Below are 17,699 nucleotides of genomic sequence, written 5' to 3'. Positions count from 1 at the left end.
CACGAACATCGCCGTTTGGCGCAAAAACATCGCGGCTAAAGCCGCTCCCACAGTCGTGCGCTGACCTGTGGGAGCGGCTTTAGCCGCGATTATTGGGACGCCGTACGCGTTACTCCTTACCCAACCCATACTGCCGAAGCTTATTGGCAATGGTGGTATGCGAAACCCCCAACCGCTTGCCCAATTGCCGACTACTCGGGTGCTCGTGATACAGCCGCTCCAGCACCGCCTGTTCAAAGCGCCCGAGGATCGCGTCCAGCCCGCCTTCCAGAGAAAAGTCGCCCAGCGGCTGCGGCGCGCCGTAGTCCGGCAGGCGGATATGTTCAGCCTTCACCACCGCCCCGTCGCACAACGACACCGCCTGAAACAGCACGTTTTCCAACTGCCGCACGTTGCCCGGCCAGTGGTAGTGGTTCAGCCGCTCGAACGCCGACGCCGCGAGGGTGGGCAGCGGGCAGCCGATTTGCCGGCTGGCCTGGTCGAGGAAGTGTTCAACCAGCGGCATCAGCCCATCCAGGCATTCGCGCAGGGGTGGAATGTGCAGGCTCAGCACGTTCAGACGGTGGTACAGGTCTTGGCGGAATTCGCCTTTGGCGCACAGCTCCGACAAGTCGACCTGCGTGGCGCAAATCACCCGCACGTCGAGGTACACCTCTTCGTCGCTGCCGACGCGGCGGAAGCAGCCGTCTTGCAGAAAGCGCAGCAATTTGGCTTGCAGGCGCGGGCTCATTTCGCCGACGCCGTCGAGAAACAGCGTGCCGCCTGCCGTCAATTCCAGCAGGCCGAGCTTGCCCTCCGGGCGCGCCCCTTCGAACGCGCCAGGCCCATAGCCGAACAGCTCGGTTTCGGCCATCGACTCCGGCAACCCCGCGCAGTTGAGCGCCATAAACGGCGACTGGCCGCGCGGGCTGGCCAGGTGGCAGGCGCGGGCCAGCAGTTCCTTGCCGGTGCCGGTTTCGCCTTCGATCAGCAATGGCGCATCCAGCGGCGCCATGCGCCGGGCCTCACGCACCACGGCGGCGAGTACGCGCGAGCTTTGGAAAATGCTGTCGAAGCCGCGCAGTTCCTGTTTGCGCACGTGGTAAATGCGCTCGCCTACGCGGTCGGCGCGGTGCAGGGTGAGCACGGCGCCCGCCATGGCGTCGCTTTCTTCATGCTCGGTTTGCAGCGGCGCGATGTCGGCGAGGAACACGTCGCCTTTGATCTTCACCCGCAGGCCGTTAATGCGCGATTTGTTGGCGCGCACCAACTCGGGCAAGTCGAAGTCTTCGGCGTAACGCGACAGCGGCATGCCCGGCACTTCATCGACGCGAACGCCCAGCAACTGCGCCGCCGCCCGGTTTGCCGCGACGATGGAGCCAGCCATGTCGATGGACAGCACCGGAAATTCCAGCGCGCCGAGCAAAGCGTTCAATTCCAGATGCCGCCGCTCGCTGGGCATCAGCCCCACGCGCTTGACGCCGAACACGCCGCCAATGGCCTCGAACTTGGGTCGCAAGGATTGGAATTGCAGGTTGATCAGGTTCGGGCAATGCAGATAAATCGCGTTGCCCTGCTCGCCGCCCACCTCGCCACGCGCGACGTTGATGCCGTATTCGACGAGCAGATTGAGGATGTCGCGAAGGATGCCAATCCGGTTCTGGCAATGGACTTTGATACGCATGGCGGGCTCGTTGTTGTTGTTCTGATAGACGCTGCTATCACCGTCGCCATCAGGAAAATCTGACGACGCGGCGGAATTTTCGTAAAGGATAGTTTACGAATTAGCGCGCCAGCAATACGACGCCTCGCCGCTTTCGCTTAGTTGTCATCATTTCTTTACGGTTTTTGAACGCCGTTATCACCCCGTACTGCCCAGGCCCAGCTGAAATCAGGCGCGCCACAGGTTATCTCTAGCCCCACAAGCGGTCGTCAATAACAACAATGAAGAGAGGCAGCGATGAAGCAGTCGCACTACGTGGCACGCGAGCCGGACAGCAATGGGTTTATCGATTACCCCGATGCCGAGCACGAAGTCTGGAACACCTTGATTACGCGGCAGCTGAAACTGGTCGAAGGCCGTGCCTGCCAGGAATACCTCGACGGCATTGAGCAATTGGCCCTGCCCCATGAGCGCATTCCGCAGCTGGGTGAGATCAACCGCGTGCTGGGCGCGACCACGGGCTGGCAAGTGGCGCGGGTGCCGGCGCTGATTCCCTTCCAGACGTTCTTTGAATTGCTCGCCACCAAGCAATTCCCTGTCGCCACGTTTATCCGCACCCCGGAAGAACTCGACTACTTGCAAGAGCCGGACATTTTCCACGAGGTGTTTGGCCACTGCCCGCTGCTGACCAACCCGTGGTTCGCGGAATTCACCCACACCTACGGCAAGCTGGGCCTCAAGGCCAGCAAAGAGCAGCGCGTGTTTCTTGCCCGCCTGTACTGGATGACCATCGAGTTCGGCTTGGTCGACACACCCCACGGCCGCAGGATTTATGGCGGCGGCATTCTTTCTTCGCCGAAGGAAACCCTCTTTAGCTTGTCCGATGCACCGGAGCATCAGGCCTTCGACCCGCTGGACGCCATGCGCACGCCGTACCGGATCGACATCCTGCAACCGCTGTATTTCGTGCTGCCCGACCTCAAGCGCTTGTTCGACCTCGCCCAGGAAGACCTCATGGCGATGGTTGCCCAAGCCGCCCAACTGGGCTTGCACCCCGCAAAATTTCCGCCGAAAGCGGCCTGACTTTTCTGACTGGAGCCCCCGATGACTGCCCTGAACCAAGCCCACTGCGAAGCCTGCAAAGCCGATGCACCAAAAGTGTCGGATGACGAACTGGCGGTGTTGATCAAGGAAATACCGGATTGGAACATCGAAGTGCGCGACGGCGTGCTGCAACTGGAAAAACGCTACGACTTCAAGAACTTCAAACACGCCCTGGCCTTTACCAATGCGGTCGGTGAAATTGCCGAAGCCGAGGGCCATCACCCAGGTTTGCTCACTGAATGGGGCAAGGTCACTGTCACCTGGTGGAGCCATTCGATCAAAGGCCTGCACCGCAACGACTTCATCATGGCGGCACGCACCGACCAGGTGGCCAAAACAGCGGAAGGCTTGAAGTGAGCCATTTCGACACGGTGAAACGCGTGCCCGGCGACCCGATTCTCGGCTTGATCGACGCGTACCGCAGCGACAGCAACCCGCAGAAAATCGACCTTGGCGTGGGCGTGTACAAAGACCCGCACGGCAACACGCCGATTCTGCCGTCGGTGAAAATTGCCGAGCGTCACCTGGTCGACAGCGAAACCACCAAGAGCTACATCGGCGGCCATGGCGACCCGCTGTTCACCCAGCACATGGCCCGCCTGGTGCTGGGCGCCGACTCGCCGTTGCTGACCGGCAACCGCGCCGGCGCCACGCAAACTCCAGGCGGCACCGGCGCGTTGCGCCTGGCCGGCGACTTTATTCGCCATTGCCTGCCGGGGCGCAGCATTTGGCTGAGCGATCCGACGTGGCCGATTCACGAAACGCTGTTCGCGGCGGCTGGGCTGGCGGTGCATCACTATCCGTATGTCGACGCCGACAATCGCCTGGCCTTCGACGCCATGCTCGCCGCGCTGCACCAAATTCCGCGCGGCGATGTGGTGTTGCTGCACGCCTGCTGCCACAACCCCAGCGGCTTTGATCTCGATCAGACGCATTGGCGTCAGGTGCTGGACGTGGTGCGCGCGCGCGAGCTGCTGCCGTTGATCGACTTCGCCTACCAGGGTTTCGCCGAAGGCCTGGAAGCGGACGCCTGGGCCGTGCGCCTGTTCGCGGCTGAATTGCCGGAGGTGCTGATCACCAGTTCGTGCTCGAAAAACTTCGGCCTGTACCGCGAACGCACCGGTGCGCTGGTGGTGGTGAGCGCCACCCCGGATTCACTCACCGACGTGCGCAGCCAACTGGCAGCCATGGCGCGCAACTTGTGGTCCACCCCGCCCGCCCATGGCGCGGCGGTGGTGGCGCAGATTCTGGCGGATGAGGGTTTGCGCCTGACCTGGCAGGCGGAAGTCGAGGCCATGCGTGTGCGCATTGCCGAGTTGCGTCAGGGTTTGCTGGCGGCGTTGCAGCCGTATGGGCTGGCCGAACGTTTCGCCCATATCGGCAGCCAGCGCGGGATGTTTTCGTATACCGGGTTGAGTGCCGAGCAGGTGCAGCGTCTGCGCGATGAGCACAGCGTGTACATGGTTAGCTCGGGGCGCGCGAACGTGGCGGGAATTGATGAGCAGCGGCTGGATTATCTGGCGGCGGCGATTGCCAAGGTGAGTGGGTGATCGCGACGTTCTTTGTTTGCAGGAATCGAGGCTAAAGCCTCTCCCACAGGTACTGCGCAATCTGTAGGAGAGGCTTTAGCCTCGAGCTTTTAAAGCGGACTTACCTAAGAGGCAGGATTATCTGGCGGCGGCGATTGCCAAGGTGAGTGGTTGATCGCGACATTCTTTGTTTGCAGGAATCGAGGCTAAAGCCTCTCCTACAGGTACTGCGCAATCTGTAGGAGAGGCTTTAGCCTCGAGCTTTTAAAGCGGAACCTCAGAACTCCACCTTCCCCCTCCCCGCCTTGATCGCCCCACGCTGACTCTTCCCCTCCAACCGCCGCTTCTTCGAGCCCAACGTCGGCTTGGTCGGCCGGCGTTTTTTCTCGACTTTGCTGGCGGCCAGAATCAGCTCTTTCAGGCGTTCAAGCGCATCGGCGCGGTTCTGTTCCTGGGTTCGGTATTGCTGCGCCTTGATTACCACCACGCCATCGCTGGTGATGCGGCTGTCGCGCCATTGCAGCAGCCGCTCTTTGTAGAACGGCGGCAGCGACGAGGCGTTGATATCGAAGCGCAGGTGCATGGCGCTGGAGACTTTATTCACGTTCTGTCCACCGGCGCCCTGAGCGCGAATGGCGCTCAGCTCAATCTCGGCATCGGGTAGGTGCACGTTGTTGGAAATCTCCAGCATGGGACGTTCGCTCTTTTGCTTTTTGCAGGGGTCAGTCTGTGGCGACTTGCAGCGCGGCAGTACGTGCCCGCGACAGCTTCAATCGGTAGCACGCCCACATGATGACCAGCCACACCGGAATCGCGTACACCGACACCTGAATGCCCGGAATCAGCAGCATCACGCCGAGAATGAACAGCACGAAGGCCAGGCACAGGTAGTTGCCGTAGGGGAACAGCAAGGCGCGGAAGGCGGTGCGTACGCCGTCTTGTTCCATGCGCTGGCGGAATTTCAGGTGCGAGTAACTGATCATCGCCCAGTTGATCACCAGGGCCGCCACCACCAGCGACATCAACAGTTCCAACGCGTTTTGCGGCACCACGTAGTTCACCACCACGGCCAGCACCGTCACCAGCGCCGAGAGCAGCAAGGCGTTTACCGGTACGCCGCGTTTATCCACTTTGGCGAATACTTTGGGCGCGTCGCCCTGCTCCGCCAGGCCCAGCAACATGCGGCCGTTGCAGTAGGTGCCGCTGTTGTAAACGGACACCGCCGCCGTCAGCACCACAAAGTTGAGCAAATGCGCGGCGGTGTTGCTGCCCAGCAGCGAGAACACCTGCACGAACGGGCTGCCGCTGTACGGGTCGCCGGCGCTATTGATGTGTTCGAGCAACAGATTCCAAGGCGTCAGCGACAGCAGCACGACCAAGGCGCCGACGTAGAAAATCAGGATGCGGTAGATGACCTGGTTGATTGCTTTGGGAATCACGCTTTTCGGCTGATCCGCTTCGGCAGCGGTGAAGCCGAGCATTTCCAGGCCGCCAAAGGAAAACATGATAAAGGCCATGGCCATGACCAAGCCGCTGATGCCGTTGGGGAAAAATCCGCCGTGGGCCCACAGGTTGCTGACCATCGCCTGCTCACCGCCAGCGCCGCTGACCAGCAAGTAGCAGCCCAGGGCGATCATGCCGACGATGGCCACCACCTTGATCATGGCGAACCAGAATTCCGCCTCGCCGAACAGTTTTACGTTGGCCAGGTTGATGGCATTGACCAGCACAAAGAACACGGCCGCCGACACCCAAGTCGGAATTTCCGGCCACCAATAGTGAATGTATTTACCCACGGCGGTGAGCTCGGACATGCCCACCAGAATGTACAGAACCCAGCAATTCCAGCCGGACAAAAAGCCGGCGAAACCGCCCCAGTATTTGTGTGCGAAGTGACTGAACGACCCGGCTACCGGCTCTTCGACGATCATTTCGCCGAGCTGGCGCATGATCAAAAAGGCGATAAAGCCGCAAATGGCGTAGCCGAGAATCATCGACGGCCCGGCGCTTTTCAGCACCCCGGCCGAGCCCAGGAAAAGCCCGGTGCCGATGGCGCCGCCTAAGGCGATCAATTGGATGTGGCGATTTTTCAGGCCGCGTTTGAGCTGGCCGGAGGTCTGACTGTCGTGCATGTAACGTCACCTACTTGTTTTTATCTGTGACGGGATCGGACCCGCCGCGCTTGTGGCACGGCGGAATTCAGCAAGGCGGGCGCGCGGCCTTGGTGTGGTCGGCGCGCCCCTTTACGCCTACAACAGCGGGGGAGCGTCGGGCTGCACCTCCGGTGTCGCATTGGCAAATGCTTCAAGGGAATTACAGCGCTCGACTACAGCGAGAATGCGTGGGTACGCATGGAGGTCACAGTTAAAACGGCGGGCATTGTACACCTGCGGCACCAGGCAAACCTCCAGCAAACCGGGGCGCTCGCCCAACGACAGTTCGCTCGGCATGCGCTGCAGGTTCAGTTCAACCGCCGCCAAGCCGCTCTCAACCCAGTGCCGGTACCACGCGTCTTTGGCCGCCGCCTCTATGCCCAACGTTCCGCTTAGGTACTGCAACACGCGCAGATTGTTCAACGGGTGAATATCACAGGCGATGTGCAGCGCCACGCTGCGAATTTGCGCACGCAGGCTTGGGTCGCGGGGTAGCAGCGCCGGTTGCGGATAGCACTCTTCGAGGTATTCGAGAATGGCCATGGACTGAGCAATGCGGGTCTGCCCGTCCACCAGCAGCGGCAACAACCCTTGTGGGTTCAGCGCCTTGTAGTCGGCGCTGTGCTGCTGGCCGCCGTCTTTGACCAAATGCACCGGCACCGACTGGTACGCCAGGCCTTTAAGGTTCAGCGCAATGCGAACGCGGTACGCCGCGCTGGAGCGCCAGTAGTCATAGAGCGTCAGCATGGCTCAGCCTCGGTACGCAGTGACCACTTGGTCGATGGCGCCGAAAATGCTCTGCCCTGCCGCGTCGAACATCTCGATGCGCACCCGGTCGCCAAAGCGCAGGAACGGGGTTTTTGCCTCGCCGTGCTCGACGATTTCCAACATGCGTTTCTCAGCCAGGCAACTGGAGCCGGCGCTGCGGTCATAGTTCGACACGGTGCCCGAGCCGACGATGCTGCCCGCGCCCAGCGCGCGGGTTTTCGCCGCGTGAGCCAGCAGCGTCGGGAAGTTGAAGGTCATGTCGGTGCCGGCGTCGGGCTGGCCGAACAGCTCGCCGTTGATGTGCGAGGTCAGCGGCCGGTGCACCTTGCCGTCGCGCCAGCTTTCGCCAAGCTCGTCCGGGGTAATGGCCACCGGCGAGAAACTCGACGACGGTTTGCTTTGGTAAAAACCGAAACCCTTGGCCAGTTCGCCGGGAATCAGGTTACGCAGCGACACATCGTTAACCAGCATCAGCAATTGGATATGCGCGCCCGCCTCGGCCGCCGACACGCCCATGGGCACGTCGTCGGTGACCACGGCGATTTCCGCTTCGAGGTCGATGCCCCAGGCTTCGTCCGCCATCAGAATCGGGCTATGGGGCGCGATAAAGGTATCGGCGCCGCCTTGGTACATCAGCGGGTCGTGCCAGAAGCTTTCCGGCATTTCAGCGCCACGGGCTTTGCGCACCAGCTCCACGTGATTGACGTAGGCGCTGCCGTCGGCCCAGTGATACGCACGGGGCAATGGGCTGGCGCAGGCGCTCTGGTCGAAGGCAAAGGCCTCGCCTTCCAGGCCATCGTTCAGGCGCTGGTACACCGCTTCGAGTTTCGGGCGGGCGGTGGCCCAGTTGTCGAGCGCCGCTTGCAGGGTGGCGGCAATGCTTGGGACTTTGACGGCGCGGATCAGGTCGCGGGAAACGACGATGAGTTGGCCGTCACGGCCGGTGTTCAGGGATGCGAGTTTCATAGAATTCTGATCTTCGAGTGTGTTGAGGTTGTGTAGGGCGTGGCACCGCTGCCCTCTCCCCTAGCCCCTCTCCCGCGCGCGGGCGAGGGGAACTGAACGCGGTCGGCTGGCCTCCCCTCGCCCGCCTGCGGGAGAGGGGCCGGGAGAGGGGCCGGGGGAGAGGGCCGCGGCAGTCACCGGTCTAACCTTTTCCCGGCGCCCGCCACGAATCCACATACGCCGCCACATCCACCGCCGCTGCGGCTTCGCCGATCTCCAGGCCACGCCGTGTGTCGATCATCACCGCCACTTCCTCGACAAAGGTCGCCGGGCTTTCCTGGCTCTTTTTCAGGGCTTTGGGGTGTGGGCCGTGGGGGAAGCCGCAGGGGTGCAGCGTGACCATGCCGGCCTCGATGTTGTCGCGGCTGAAGAAGTTGCCGCGGTGGTAAAACAGCACTTCGTCGTAGTCGTCGTTGTTGTGATAGAACGGCACTTTCAACGCGCCGGGGTCGCTTTCGACCGGGCGCGGGGTAAAGGTGCAGACCACAAAACCATTGGCCACAAACGTAGTGTGTGCCGATGGCGGCAGGTGGTAGCGGTGGCTCATGACCGGGCGGATGTCGCGCCAGTTGAGGCGCACCACGGTGTTGTCACCGTGCCAGCCGACCACGTCGAGCGGGTTGTACGGGTAGGTCACGGTGCTGATCTGGTTGCGCCGCTTGATGCGAATTTGCCAGGTGTTTTCGTCTTGCTGGGCTTTGAACGCGTCGTCCAGATGCGGGTGATCGAGCACGGCGGGGTCGAAAATCGCGTGCGGGCCTAGCAGGCCTTTGTCGGGTAGCTGGTAGGCGCCATCGGTGTTTTCGATCAGCAGCATAAACGTCGGCTCGCTGGCTTCGATGCGCCAGGCGGTGCCGCGTGGCACCACCAGGTAATCGCCGTCGCGGTATTGCAAATGACCGAAGTCACAGTAGAAATGGCCGCTGCCTTCGTGCACGAACAGCAGCTCATCGCCGTCGCTGTTGCGCACCAAATGACGCATCGCACCGTTGCATTTCCACACGCGAATGCGCACGTCGCTGTTGTGCAGCGCCAGCGGCGCGGCGAGCGGGCAATCGCTTTCGCTCGGCACCCGGTTCAGGTCGAACGCGTGGGGGCGCAGCGGGCCTTGCCAATCCACCCAGCCGGTTGGCGGATGCTTGTGGTGCAGGTGCGCGGCGGGGCCGAAAAAGCCTTCGCGGCCCATCTCGCGTTCATAGGTGCCTTCGGGAAAGTCGCAGTGCGCTTGCCGTGAACACTCGCCTTCGCGCAGGGGAAACTGAATCCAGTTGCGGCTCATGGTGCAGCTCCTGTGCTTAGTCCGCTGCGATCACGCCACGGCGAACCTGGTCTTCCTCAATCGACTCGAACAGCGCCTTGAAATTGCCCTCGCCAAAGCCTTGGTTGCCTTTGCGCTGGATGATTTCAAAGAAGATCGGGCCGATCACCGTATTGGTGAAAATCTGCAACAGAATGCCGTCATCCCCCGGCGCGCCGTCGATCAGCAGGTTGAGTTCCTGCAGCACGGCAGTCGGTTCGCTGTGCCCGGCGACGCGGGTGTCGACCTTGGCGTAATAGGTGTCCGGCGTGCTCATAAAGTCCACGCCGTTGGCGCGCAACTGGCGCACGGTGGCGTAGATGTCGTCGCTGGCCAGGGCGATATGCTGAATGCCTTCGCCGTGGTACTCGCGAATGAATTCTTCGATTTGCGATTTATCGTCAGCCGACTCGTTGATTGGGATGCGGATCTTGCCGCACGGCGCGGTCATGGCGCGTGACAGCAGGCCGGTGAGTTTGCCTTCGATGTCGAAGTAGCGAATTTCACGGAAGTTGGCGATGCGCTCATAGAAGCCGGACCACACATCCATTTGCCCACGGTTGACGTTGTGGGTCAGGTGATCGATTTCCCGCAGGCCCACGGCGTTGTCGTTCGGGGTGCGGCCTTCGATGTATTCGAAGTCGACGTCGTAAATGCTTTTGTCGCCGTAACGGTCAACCAAATACAACAGCGAGCCGCCGATGCCTTCAACACAAGGAATATTCAGCTCGCCAAAGTTGGCATGACTGCCCACCAGCTTGGCGCCTTGCGACTGCACATACGCGGCGGCTTGCGCGGCGTTCTGAACGCGGAAGGCCATGGCGCAGGCGCTGGGGCCATGCTTGAGGCCGAACTCGCGCACGTGACCGGTGGGGCTGCCGTTGAGTACGAAGTTGATGTCGTTCTGCTGGAACAGAAACACTTCCTTGGAACGGTGCTTGGCGGTTTCGGTAAAGCCCATGGCGTTGAAGAGCTCACGCAGCTGCTGGATGCCTTCGGGCGTTGGCGCGGTGTATTCCACGAACTCGAAGCCGTCGGTGCCGATGGGGTTGTGGGCCTGGATTGGATCGGGTTTGAGAGCGTGCACGGCGTTCATTGCGCCTCCTGAATTGTTGTTATGGCGGTGGCCGGGGGTGGCCGGTGGGGTTCATAACAGCGCTTGCGGGAGGCGGGAACAAGATGGGGTGGGTGGAGGTTTTGAGGGGGTTGTGGGGTGAGGTGGCAAGGATTTGATACGGGGGTGGGTTGGGTGGGTTTTGGTGAGGCGGTGCTTTGCTCCGATTCAGGGAGTTTCGTCGGGGCGATGAAGTTTGCTCCCTTCACTACTCTGGATTCCCGCCTTCGCGGGAATGACGGTGTAAGCCGAACAAAACTCGGCAATCAAACCTCCGCCATCCCCGCGCAGGCGGCGGTCCGACGATTCGGGATCCAGGCTTGCATGGCGAACCTATATATCCGCCCCGCCTGAGCCCTCAACCGCGGAATACTTGACCGCTTTTAACCCAGCCAAAGCGTAAACAAAACCTGCCAGCCCGGCCTACTTTCGTTACGTCCACCACCCAAGTGCCCGCCTTCGCCCCGCTCAACCCGTCCCGACGCCGGTACTCCATCTCACCTGCGCATCAAACGGCATCGGCTTGGCAATCGCATACCCCTGCGCGTAATCCACACCCACCTCCGCCAGCGCCTGCATGATTTCCGCCGTCTCGACGAATTCGGCGATGGTCAGTTTGCCCATGACGTGCCCGATCTGGTTGATCGACTCGACCATCGCCCGGTCGATGGGGTCTTCGAGCATGTCTTTGACAAAGCTGCCGTCGATTTTCAGGTAGTCCACCGGCAAGTGTTTCAGGTAGCCAAACGAGGACATGCCCGCGCCGAAATCGTCCAGAGAAAAACGGCAGCCGAGGCTTTTCAGTTCGCGGATGAAATGGATGGCGCTGGCCAGGTTGGCGATGGCGCTGGTTTCGGTAATTTCAAAACAGATTTGCTGCGGCGCGATGTTGAAGTGGCTGAGCTGCTCGCGCACAAAGCCGAGAAAAGCCTGATCTCCAAAGGTCGGCCCCGACAGGTTGATGGCGCAGGTGGCGATCGGGTCGCTGTCCGGGTTGGCCTGTCGTTGCGCCAACACGCCAAACGCCTGGCTGACCACCCAGCGGTCAATCAGCGGCATCAGGCCGTAGCGTTCGGCGGCCGGAATAAAGCGAATCGGTGGCACTAAATGGCCGTCTTCGTCGCGCAGGCGCACGAGTAGTTCCAGGTGCGCGCCGCTGCCCTGCTCCGCCGCCACCGGCGCGATCAGTTGGTAGTACAGACAGAAGCGCTGCTCTTCCAACGCCGCATGAATGCGCTGCACCCAGGCCATTTCGCCGAAGCGGTTGGACATTTCCGAGTCGTCGCTTTCGTACACCTGCACGCGGTTACGGCCTTTTTCCTTGGCCATGTAGCAGGCCATGTCGGCCGAGCGCAGCGCCTCGGCAAGGGTGATGCGCGACTGCGCCAGCATCACCAGGCCGATGCTCACGCCAATGTTGAAGTTGCGCCCGTCCCAGACAAATTGCAGGTCGTGCACGGTCATGCGCAGCAGTTCGGCAATACGTGCCGCCGGCGCGGCCGGGCAGTTTTGCAGAAGAATGCCGAACTCATCGCCCCCCAGCCGCGCCAGGGTGTCGCCTTCGCGCAGGTGCTCTTGCAGCAACACGCACACTTGGCGCAGCAACTGGTCGCCCGCCGCATGGCCGCAGGTGTCGTTGACCACTTTGAATTGGTCGAGGTCGAGAAACATCAGCGCGTGCTGCCCCGCCTGGGTTTCCAGGCGCAGCAAGGCGCTTTCCAGGCGTTGCTCGAATTCGCGGCGGTTGGCCAGGCCGGTTAAGGCGTCGTGGGATGCCTGCCAAGACAGGGTGTCGATGTACTGGCGTTCGCGGGTCATGTCGTGCAGCACCAGCACGGCGCCGGCAATGCGTCCGGCAATACGAATAGGCGCGCTGACCAACGCCACCGCCACCTTGCTGCCGTCCAGGCGCACCACTTGCTGAGCGTGGGCGCTGCCACCGATTTCGCCGGTCAGAATGCGTTCCACCAGCGGCGTGTCGGCTTGCTGGCAGTCGCTGTCTTGCAGCTGAAACAGCGTGCCCAGCGAGCGCCCGCGGGCGTGTTCGTTGCGGCACAGAATCAGGTCTTCGGCGGCCGGGTTCATGTATTCCAGGCAGCCGCGTTCGTCCGTGCGGATCACCGCATCGCCAATCGAGGCCAGGGTGGTTTGCGCCCGCTCCTTCTCGGTTTGCAGGGCCAGCTCGAAGGTTTCGCGCTGTTGCACCAGCTTCAACGTGCGCAGGGTCGCCAGCGCGATCAACACGGCAGCGGCCAGCACATTGGCGCCCAGCAGCAAGCGCTGAATAAAGCGCGACCCCTGGCCCAGGGTGTCGGAAAACGCCTTGGCCACCGGCGTGACTTGCTGGTTGATGGCGTAGATCTGCTCGTTCCAGAACTCCACCTGTTCAGGCGTTGCGCTGCCGGTGCTGATGCTTTGGTGCATGCGCTCGCCGACGTCTTGCAGGGCCAGAATGAAACGGTCGCCGACCTGCCAGTGGCCGATGGCGGTGCTCAGGTAACTGAAGTGGCGAAAGTCGCGGTACAGCCAGATCAGGCCGGGAATGTCTTGCGGGTGCGTGCCGCCGCGCAGAAACCCTTCGTGGGCGGCGGAGTAGTCCGGGGTTGGCAGGTCCATGGCCAGGCGCGCGGCATGGTCGCCCAAGGGAATGGCAATGGCCGCCTGGAAGGCGCGGTAGTCGGCTTCGTCGCGGGTGTCGGCGTACAAGTGCAGGTAGGAAAATGCGTCTTTCTGCCCCTTGGACCACAGGCTTTCGCCGGTCACATAAGCGCGTACCGACGACAACAAGTCCAGGCTGATCCCCGCCAGCGCGGCTTGCAGTACAACAATGGCAATAAAAGGCCACACCAACACGAACAGGCGACGTTTGTCCCGCATTCGAAGTGCCCCGCTCAATCCTTATGACGCGAAAGGCCTCGGAATCAATGCCCGGATCTATCCGTGCGTTTCCCTATTGCCGCTCGCCGGCCGGCCAGCTTTTGCAGCATAGAAGTAAACCGCAGAAGTTGCGCAAGGCCCGCGCACCGGGGCCTTGCGCTACGAAAGCCAGCGCCCTCAGATGCCGGCTATTTCCCGCAGCCGATACCACGACATGCCCAGCGCCAACAGCGGCGTGCGCAACAATTTGCCGCCCGGGAATTTCATATGCGGCACCTGCGCGAACAGGTCGAAACCCGTGCTGTCCTGGCGACAGATGGCTTCAGCCAGCAGCCGACCGGCCAGGTGAGTGGTGTTCACGCCATGCCCGGAATAGGCCTGGGCGAAGTACACGTTGGTTTCGCCGTGCAAACGGCCGATCTGCGGCAAGCGGTTGGCACCAATGCCGATGGTGCCGCCCCAGGCGAAGTCGATGCGGGTGTCGGCCAGTTGCGGGAACACGCGCAGCATTTTCGGGCGCATATACGCGGCGATGTCGTGGGGGTCGCGCCCCGAGTAATGGCAGGCGCCGCCAAACAACAGGCGACGGTCGGCAGACAAGCGGAAGTAGTCGAGCCCCACGCGCTGGTCGCACAGGGCGCGGTTGCCCGGAATCAACTGCTCGGCCTGGGCCTCGCTGAGCTGCTCGGTACCAATGATGTAACTGCCGGCGGGCAATACTTTGCCGCTCAGTTCCGGCACCAGCCCGGCCAGGTGAGCGTTGCCGGCCAACACCAGCGAGCCCGCGCGCACCAGCCCGGAGGCGGTGTGCACTTTCACTTTGGCGCCGTATTCGATGCGCTGCGCGGCGCTGTTTTCGAAAATGCGCACGCCCAGCTTGTGCGCTACGGCGGCCTCACCCAGGGCCAGGTTTAGCGGGTGCAAATGGCCCGAGCCGCTGTCGATCATGCCGCCGACAAACACCTTCGAGTCGACCACACGTTCCATCTGGTCGGGCTCGATCAGCGTCAGTTCGTGGCCGTAACCCATGCGCTCGAGCGCCTGCTTGTCCTCGATAAACCCTTGGTAGTGCTGCGGCGTGTTGGCAAGGTCGCAGTAGCCCCAGCGCAAGTCGCATTCGATGCTGTATTTGGCGACGCGCTGGCGAACGATTTCCACCGCTTCCAGCCCCAGACGCTCCAGGGTGGCCACGCCGTCGGTGCCGATCTGGCTGGCGAATTTCGACAAGTCGTGGCCGACGCCACGAATCAATTGCCCGCCGTTGCGACCGCTGGCGGCCCAGGCGATTTGCTTGGCTTCCAGTAGCACCACGGACAGGCCGCGTTCGGCCAATTCGATGGCCGTGTTCAACCCGCTGAAACCACCGCCGACGATGCACACATCGCAATCCAGCGCGCCAGTGAGCACCGGAAAGTCGATCTGTTTGTTGCGCGTGGCATGGTAGTAGGAGGCGGTGTGGGCCGTGGGCGCGGCGCCAGGATTAGGGGAGTTCAGCGTCATACAAAGACCTAAAGCTTGGAGGTTTGCACCTCTGGAAAACGATGGGACGGACCGGCGAAACCGACTCCTGTAGGAGCGGCTTCAGCCGCGATGCTTGTGATGTTCAAGAGCATCGCGGCTAAAGCCGCTCCCACAGGGGCAGGCGTGCGGTTCGAGCGCCGAGCGCTATTAGCGGGCGGACTTGTATTTGTTCCACGCACGGGTGGTCCAGCGCATGACGGCGGTGGTCCATTCGGACGATACGTAAAGCTTTTTCAAGACCTCGTCCGACGGGTAGATGGACGGGTTGTTGCGAATTTCCGGGTCCATAACCGCGTCGGCCGCCTGGTTGGCGTTGGCGTAGCCGACAAAGTCGCTGACTTTGCTGATCACGTCCGGCTTGAGCAGGTAGTTAATGTAGGCGTGGGCCTCGGCGATGTTTTTCGCGTCGGCGGGAATGGCCAACATGTCGAACCACAGGTTAGCGCCCTCTTTGGGCACCACGTAGGCGATGTCGATGCCGTTGCCGGCTTCCTTGGCACGGCTCATGGCCTGGAAGGCGTCGCCCGAATAGGCGAAGGCCACGCAGATATTGCCGTTGGCCAGGTCCGCCACGTATTTCGAGGAATGGAAATAGGTGATGTACGGGCGAATGGCGTCGAGCTTTTTCTGCGCTTCCTTATAGTCTTCAAGGTTTTTGCTGCGTGGGTCTTTGCCCATGTAGTTGAGCACCGAGGGGTAAACCTCGTCTGGCGAGTCCATCAACGACACGCCACAGGCTTGCAGCTTTTTGATGTTCTCCGGCTCGAACAGCACGGCCCAGGAATCGATAGTGTCGACGCCCAGCGCCTCTTTTACTTTCTTGACGTTAAAGGCGATGCCGTTGGTGCCCCACAGGTAGGGCACCGCGTATTTGTTGCCGGGATCGTTTTCTTGCAGGCGTTCGAGCAAGGCGGGGCTGAGGTTTTTCCAGTTCGGCAGCAGACTTTTGTCCAACGGCTGGAACACGCCAGCGCGGATCTGACGGCTGAGGAAGTGGTTGCTCGGCACGACGATGTCGTAACCGGTGCGCCCGGCCAGCAGCTTGCCCTCCAGGGTTTCGTTGGAGTCGAACACGTCGTACACCGGATTGATGCCGGTCTCGGCCTTGAAGTCTTTCAAGGTGGTTTCGCCGATGTAGTCGGTCCAGTTGTAAACGTTCACCACGCCGCCGGCAGATACGCCGCCGCTGAGCAGCAATACGCTGCTCGCCAACACTGTTTTGATCAGTGACTTGCTCATTCGCCTTCCTCTAGGGTGTGTCCCTTTCAGGTTTTTGTTTTTACACGCTCAGCAACAAGAACTCGCGCTCCCACGAGCTGATGACGCGTTTGTAGTTTTCGTGTTCAGCACGCTTCACTGCCACGTACGCAGCCGGGAAACGCTGGCCCAGATACTCCTTAACCATGGTCGATTGCTCCATGCATTCCAGGGCTTGTTCCAGCGTCAGCGGCAAGCGCAGGTTGCGGCGCTCATAACCGCGACCAACCACCGGCTCGCTCGGGTTCAGACCTTCGACCATGCCGACATAACCGCACAGCAAGCTGGCGGCCAGGGCCAGGTACGGGTTGGCGTCAGCGCCTGGCAAACGGTTTTCCACGCGCATGTTTTGCGGATCAGATTCCGGTACACGCAGGCCCACGGTGCGGTTGTCTGCGCCCCACTCCACGTTCACTGGCGCCGAGGTGTCGGGCAGGAAGCGGCGGAACGAGTTCACGTTTGGCGCGAACAGCGGCAGGGTGTCGGGGATGTACTTTTGCAAGCCGCCGATGTGGCCGAGGAACAGCTCACTCATGCTGCCGTCTTCGTTGGCGAACACGCTTTTGCCGGTGGTCAGGTCGACCACGCTCTGGTGCAAATGCATGGCGCTGCCCGGCTCGCCAGTCATGGGTTTGGCCATGAAGGTGGCGGCCACGTTATGGCGCAGCGCCGCTTCGCGCATGGTGCGTTTGAACACGAAAATCTGGTCCGCCAGATGCAGCGCGTCACCGTGACGGAAGTTGATTTCCATCTGCGCGGTGCCTTCCTCGTGAATCAACGTATCGAGGTCCAGCCCCTGCGCTTCGCACCAGTCGTACATATCTTCGAACAACGGATCGAATTCGTTGGTGGCTTCGATGGAATAGCTCTGGCGGCCGGTTTCCTGGCGACCGGAACGGCCCACCGGCGGCTTCAACGGATAGTCCGGGTCGGGGCTGCGCTCGGTGAGGTAGAACTCCATTTCCGGGGCGACGATGGGCTTCCAGTTTTTCGCGGTGTACAGCGCCAACACTTTCTTAAGGATGTTGCGCGGCGACAGGTCGATGGGGTTGCCCATCTTGTCGTAGGTGTCGTGAATCACCTGAGCGGTCGGCTCCAGCGCCCATGGCACCAGGAACACGGCGTTTTCATCGGGGCGGCAATGCATGTCGATGTCGGCGGGGTCGAGCAGGTCGTAGTAGACGTCGTCGTCGACGAAGTCGCCGGTTACTGTCTGCAACAGCACACTCTCTGGCAGGCGCATGCCCTGCTCAGCGAGAAACTTGTTGGTGGGGGAAATCTTGCCGCGGGCGATGCCGGAAAGGTCGGAGACCAGGCACTCGACTTCGGTGACTTTATTGTTATTCAGCCAAGTTTTCAGCTGCTGCAGATCGCCTTTCATAAACCCTCAGGGGAGTTGTGCTTGAAGGCGACGATTCTGCGCGGGGCGTTC

14 protein-coding genes are annotated in these 17,699 nt (G+C 61.6%); 3 read left to right on the top strand and 11 right to left on the bottom strand.

What is annotated here, in order from left to right; all coding sequences use genetic code 11:
- Positions 1-109 precede the first annotated feature (109 nt).
- Positions 110-1,663, bottom strand: a complete 1,554-nt coding sequence (locus ACZZZU_RS21005) for a sigma-54-dependent transcriptional regulator (protein WP_463551719.1) — start codon at positions 1,661-1,663, stop codon at positions 110-112.
- A 276-nt stretch (positions 1,664-1,939) separates the two neighbouring features.
- Between ACZZZU_RS21005 and phhA the strand changes: the two genes are divergently transcribed.
- Genes phhA through ACZZZU_RS20990 form a run of 3 tightly spaced genes read left to right on the top strand, consistent with a single transcriptional unit; the run spans position 1,940 to position 4,296 of the window.
- Positions 1,940-2,725 (top strand): phenylalanine 4-monooxygenase, encoded by a 786-nt coding sequence (gene phhA / locus ACZZZU_RS21000; RefSeq protein WP_463551718.1) that lies wholly within the window; start codon positions 1,940-1,942, stop codon positions 2,723-2,725.
- Between the two features lie 21 nt (positions 2,726-2,746).
- Positions 2,747-3,103 (top strand): 4a-hydroxytetrahydrobiopterin dehydratase, encoded by a 357-nt coding sequence (locus ACZZZU_RS20995; protein WP_122492571.1) that lies wholly within the window; start codon positions 2,747-2,749, stop codon positions 3,101-3,103.
- Positions 3,100-4,296, top strand: coding sequence for an amino acid aminotransferase (locus ACZZZU_RS20990; protein WP_463551717.1), 1,197 nt, complete (start codon positions 3,100-3,102; stop codon positions 4,294-4,296). The genes ACZZZU_RS20995 and ACZZZU_RS20990 overlap by 4 nt, the downstream gene beginning before the upstream one ends.
- 256 nt (positions 4,297-4,552) lie before the next feature.
- Here ACZZZU_RS20990 and arfB read toward each other — a convergent pair whose 3' ends face one another.
- The 10 genes from arfB to ACZZZU_RS20940 all read right to left on the bottom strand — a co-directional run bounded on the left by arfB (position 4,553) and on the right by ACZZZU_RS20940 (position 17,648).
- The gene (gene arfB, locus ACZZZU_RS20985; protein WP_122451812.1) at positions 4,553-4,966 is read right to left on the bottom strand and encodes an alternative ribosome rescue aminoacyl-tRNA hydrolase ArfB; all 414 of its coding nucleotides are present in this window, start codon (positions 4,964-4,966) and stop codon (positions 4,553-4,555) included.
- A gap of 31 nt (positions 4,967-4,997) precedes the next feature.
- On the bottom strand, positions 4,998-6,407 hold the full coding sequence (locus tag ACZZZU_RS20980) for an amino acid permease (protein ID WP_122492574.1): 1,410 nt from the start codon (positions 6,405-6,407) through the stop codon (positions 4,998-5,000).
- Positions 6,408-6,524: 117 nt separating this feature from the next.
- The gene (gene maiA / locus ACZZZU_RS20975) at positions 6,525-7,175 is read right to left on the bottom strand and encodes a maleylacetoacetate isomerase (RefSeq protein ID WP_463551716.1); all 651 of its coding nucleotides are present in this window, start codon (positions 7,173-7,175) and stop codon (positions 6,525-6,527) included.
- A 3-nt stretch (positions 7,176-7,178) separates the two neighbouring features.
- Positions 7,179-8,162, bottom strand: coding sequence for a fumarylacetoacetate hydrolase family protein (locus ACZZZU_RS20970; protein WP_463382033.1), 984 nt, complete (start codon positions 8,160-8,162; stop codon positions 7,179-7,181).
- Between the two features lie 181 nt (positions 8,163-8,343).
- Positions 8,344-9,480, bottom strand: coding sequence for a homogentisate 1,2-dioxygenase (locus tag ACZZZU_RS20965; protein WP_122451816.1), 1,137 nt, complete (start codon positions 9,478-9,480; stop codon positions 8,344-8,346).
- Positions 9,481-9,496: 16 nt separating this feature from the next.
- Positions 9,497-10,594 (bottom strand): 4-hydroxyphenylpyruvate dioxygenase, encoded by a 1,098-nt coding sequence (hppD, locus tag ACZZZU_RS20960; protein ID WP_463551715.1) that lies wholly within the window; start codon positions 10,592-10,594, stop codon positions 9,497-9,499.
- A gap of 486 nt (positions 10,595-11,080) precedes the next feature.
- Entirely contained in the window at positions 11,081-13,489 is a 2,409-nt protein-coding gene (locus tag ACZZZU_RS20955) for an EAL domain-containing protein (RefSeq protein WP_463551714.1), read from the bottom strand.
- A gap of 177 nt (positions 13,490-13,666) precedes the next feature.
- Complete coding sequence (locus ACZZZU_RS20950) at positions 13,667-14,989, bottom strand: NAD(P)/FAD-dependent oxidoreductase (protein ID WP_463551713.1); 1,323 nt, start codon at positions 14,987-14,989, stop codon at positions 13,667-13,669.
- Positions 14,990-15,157: 168 nt separating this feature from the next.
- Positions 15,158-16,249: a polyamine ABC transporter substrate-binding protein gene (locus tag ACZZZU_RS20945; protein WP_122492580.1), complete on the bottom strand. Its 1,092-nt coding sequence runs from the start codon at positions 16,247-16,249 to the stop codon at positions 15,158-15,160.
- Between the two features lie 40 nt (positions 16,250-16,289).
- Positions 16,290-17,648 (bottom strand): glutamine synthetase family protein, encoded by a 1,359-nt coding sequence (locus ACZZZU_RS20940; RefSeq protein WP_463551712.1) that lies wholly within the window; start codon positions 17,646-17,648, stop codon positions 16,290-16,292.
- Between the last annotated feature and the right edge of the window lie 51 nt (positions 17,649-17,699).

The organism is Pseudomonas sp. AC136, assembly GCF_979258585.1.
Note: the sequence above shows the minus strand (reverse complement) of the source record. Positions and strands in the feature narration are given on the sequence as shown.

What these genes read in the sequence shown, in the direction of transcription:
- ACZZZU_RS21005 (WP_463551719.1), bottom strand. Translation starts at nt 1,663, where the DNA reads ATGCGTATCAAAGTCCATTGCCAGAACCGGATTGGCATCCTTCGCGAC.
- phhA (WP_463551718.1), top strand. Translation starts at nt 1,940, where the DNA reads ATGAAGCAGTCGCACTACGTGGCACGCGAGCCGGACAGCAATGGGTTT.
- ACZZZU_RS20995 (WP_122492571.1), top strand. Translation starts at nt 2,747, where the DNA reads ATGACTGCCCTGAACCAAGCCCACTGCGAAGCCTGCAAAGCCGATGCA.
- arfB (WP_122451812.1), bottom strand. Translation starts at nt 4,966, where the DNA reads ATGCTGGAGATTTCCAACAACGTGCACCTACCCGATGCCGAGATTGAG.
- ACZZZU_RS20980 (WP_122492574.1), bottom strand. Translation starts at nt 6,407, where the DNA reads ATGCACGACAGTCAGACCTCCGGCCAGCTCAAACGCGGCCTGAAAAAT.
- maiA (WP_463551716.1), bottom strand. Translation starts at nt 7,175, where the DNA reads ATGCTGACGCTCTATGACTACTGGCGCTCCAGCGCGGCGTACCGCGTT.
- ACZZZU_RS20970 (WP_463382033.1), bottom strand. Translation starts at nt 8,162, where the DNA reads ATGAAACTCGCATCCCTGAACACCGGCCGTGACGGCCAACTCATCGTC.
- ACZZZU_RS20965 (WP_122451816.1), bottom strand. Translation starts at nt 9,480, where the DNA reads ATGAGCCGCAACTGGATTCAGTTTCCCCTGCGCGAAGGCGAGTGTTCA.
- hppD (WP_463551715.1), bottom strand. Translation starts at nt 10,594, where the DNA reads ATGAACGCCGTGCACGCTCTCAAACCCGATCCAATCCAGGCCCACAAC.
- ACZZZU_RS20955 (WP_463551714.1), bottom strand. Translation starts at nt 13,489, where the DNA reads ATGCGGGACAAACGTCGCCTGTTCGTGTTGGTGTGGCCTTTTATTGCC.
- ACZZZU_RS20950 (WP_463551713.1), bottom strand. Translation starts at nt 14,989, where the DNA reads ATGACGCTGAACTCCCCTAATCCTGGCGCCGCGCCCACGGCCCACACC.
- ACZZZU_RS20945 (WP_122492580.1), bottom strand. Translation starts at nt 16,249, where the DNA reads ATGAGCAAGTCACTGATCAAAACAGTGTTGGCGAGCAGCGTATTGCTG.
- ACZZZU_RS20940 (WP_463551712.1), bottom strand. Translation starts at nt 17,648, where the DNA reads ATGAAAGGCGATCTGCAGCAGCTGAAAACTTGGCTGAATAACAATAAA.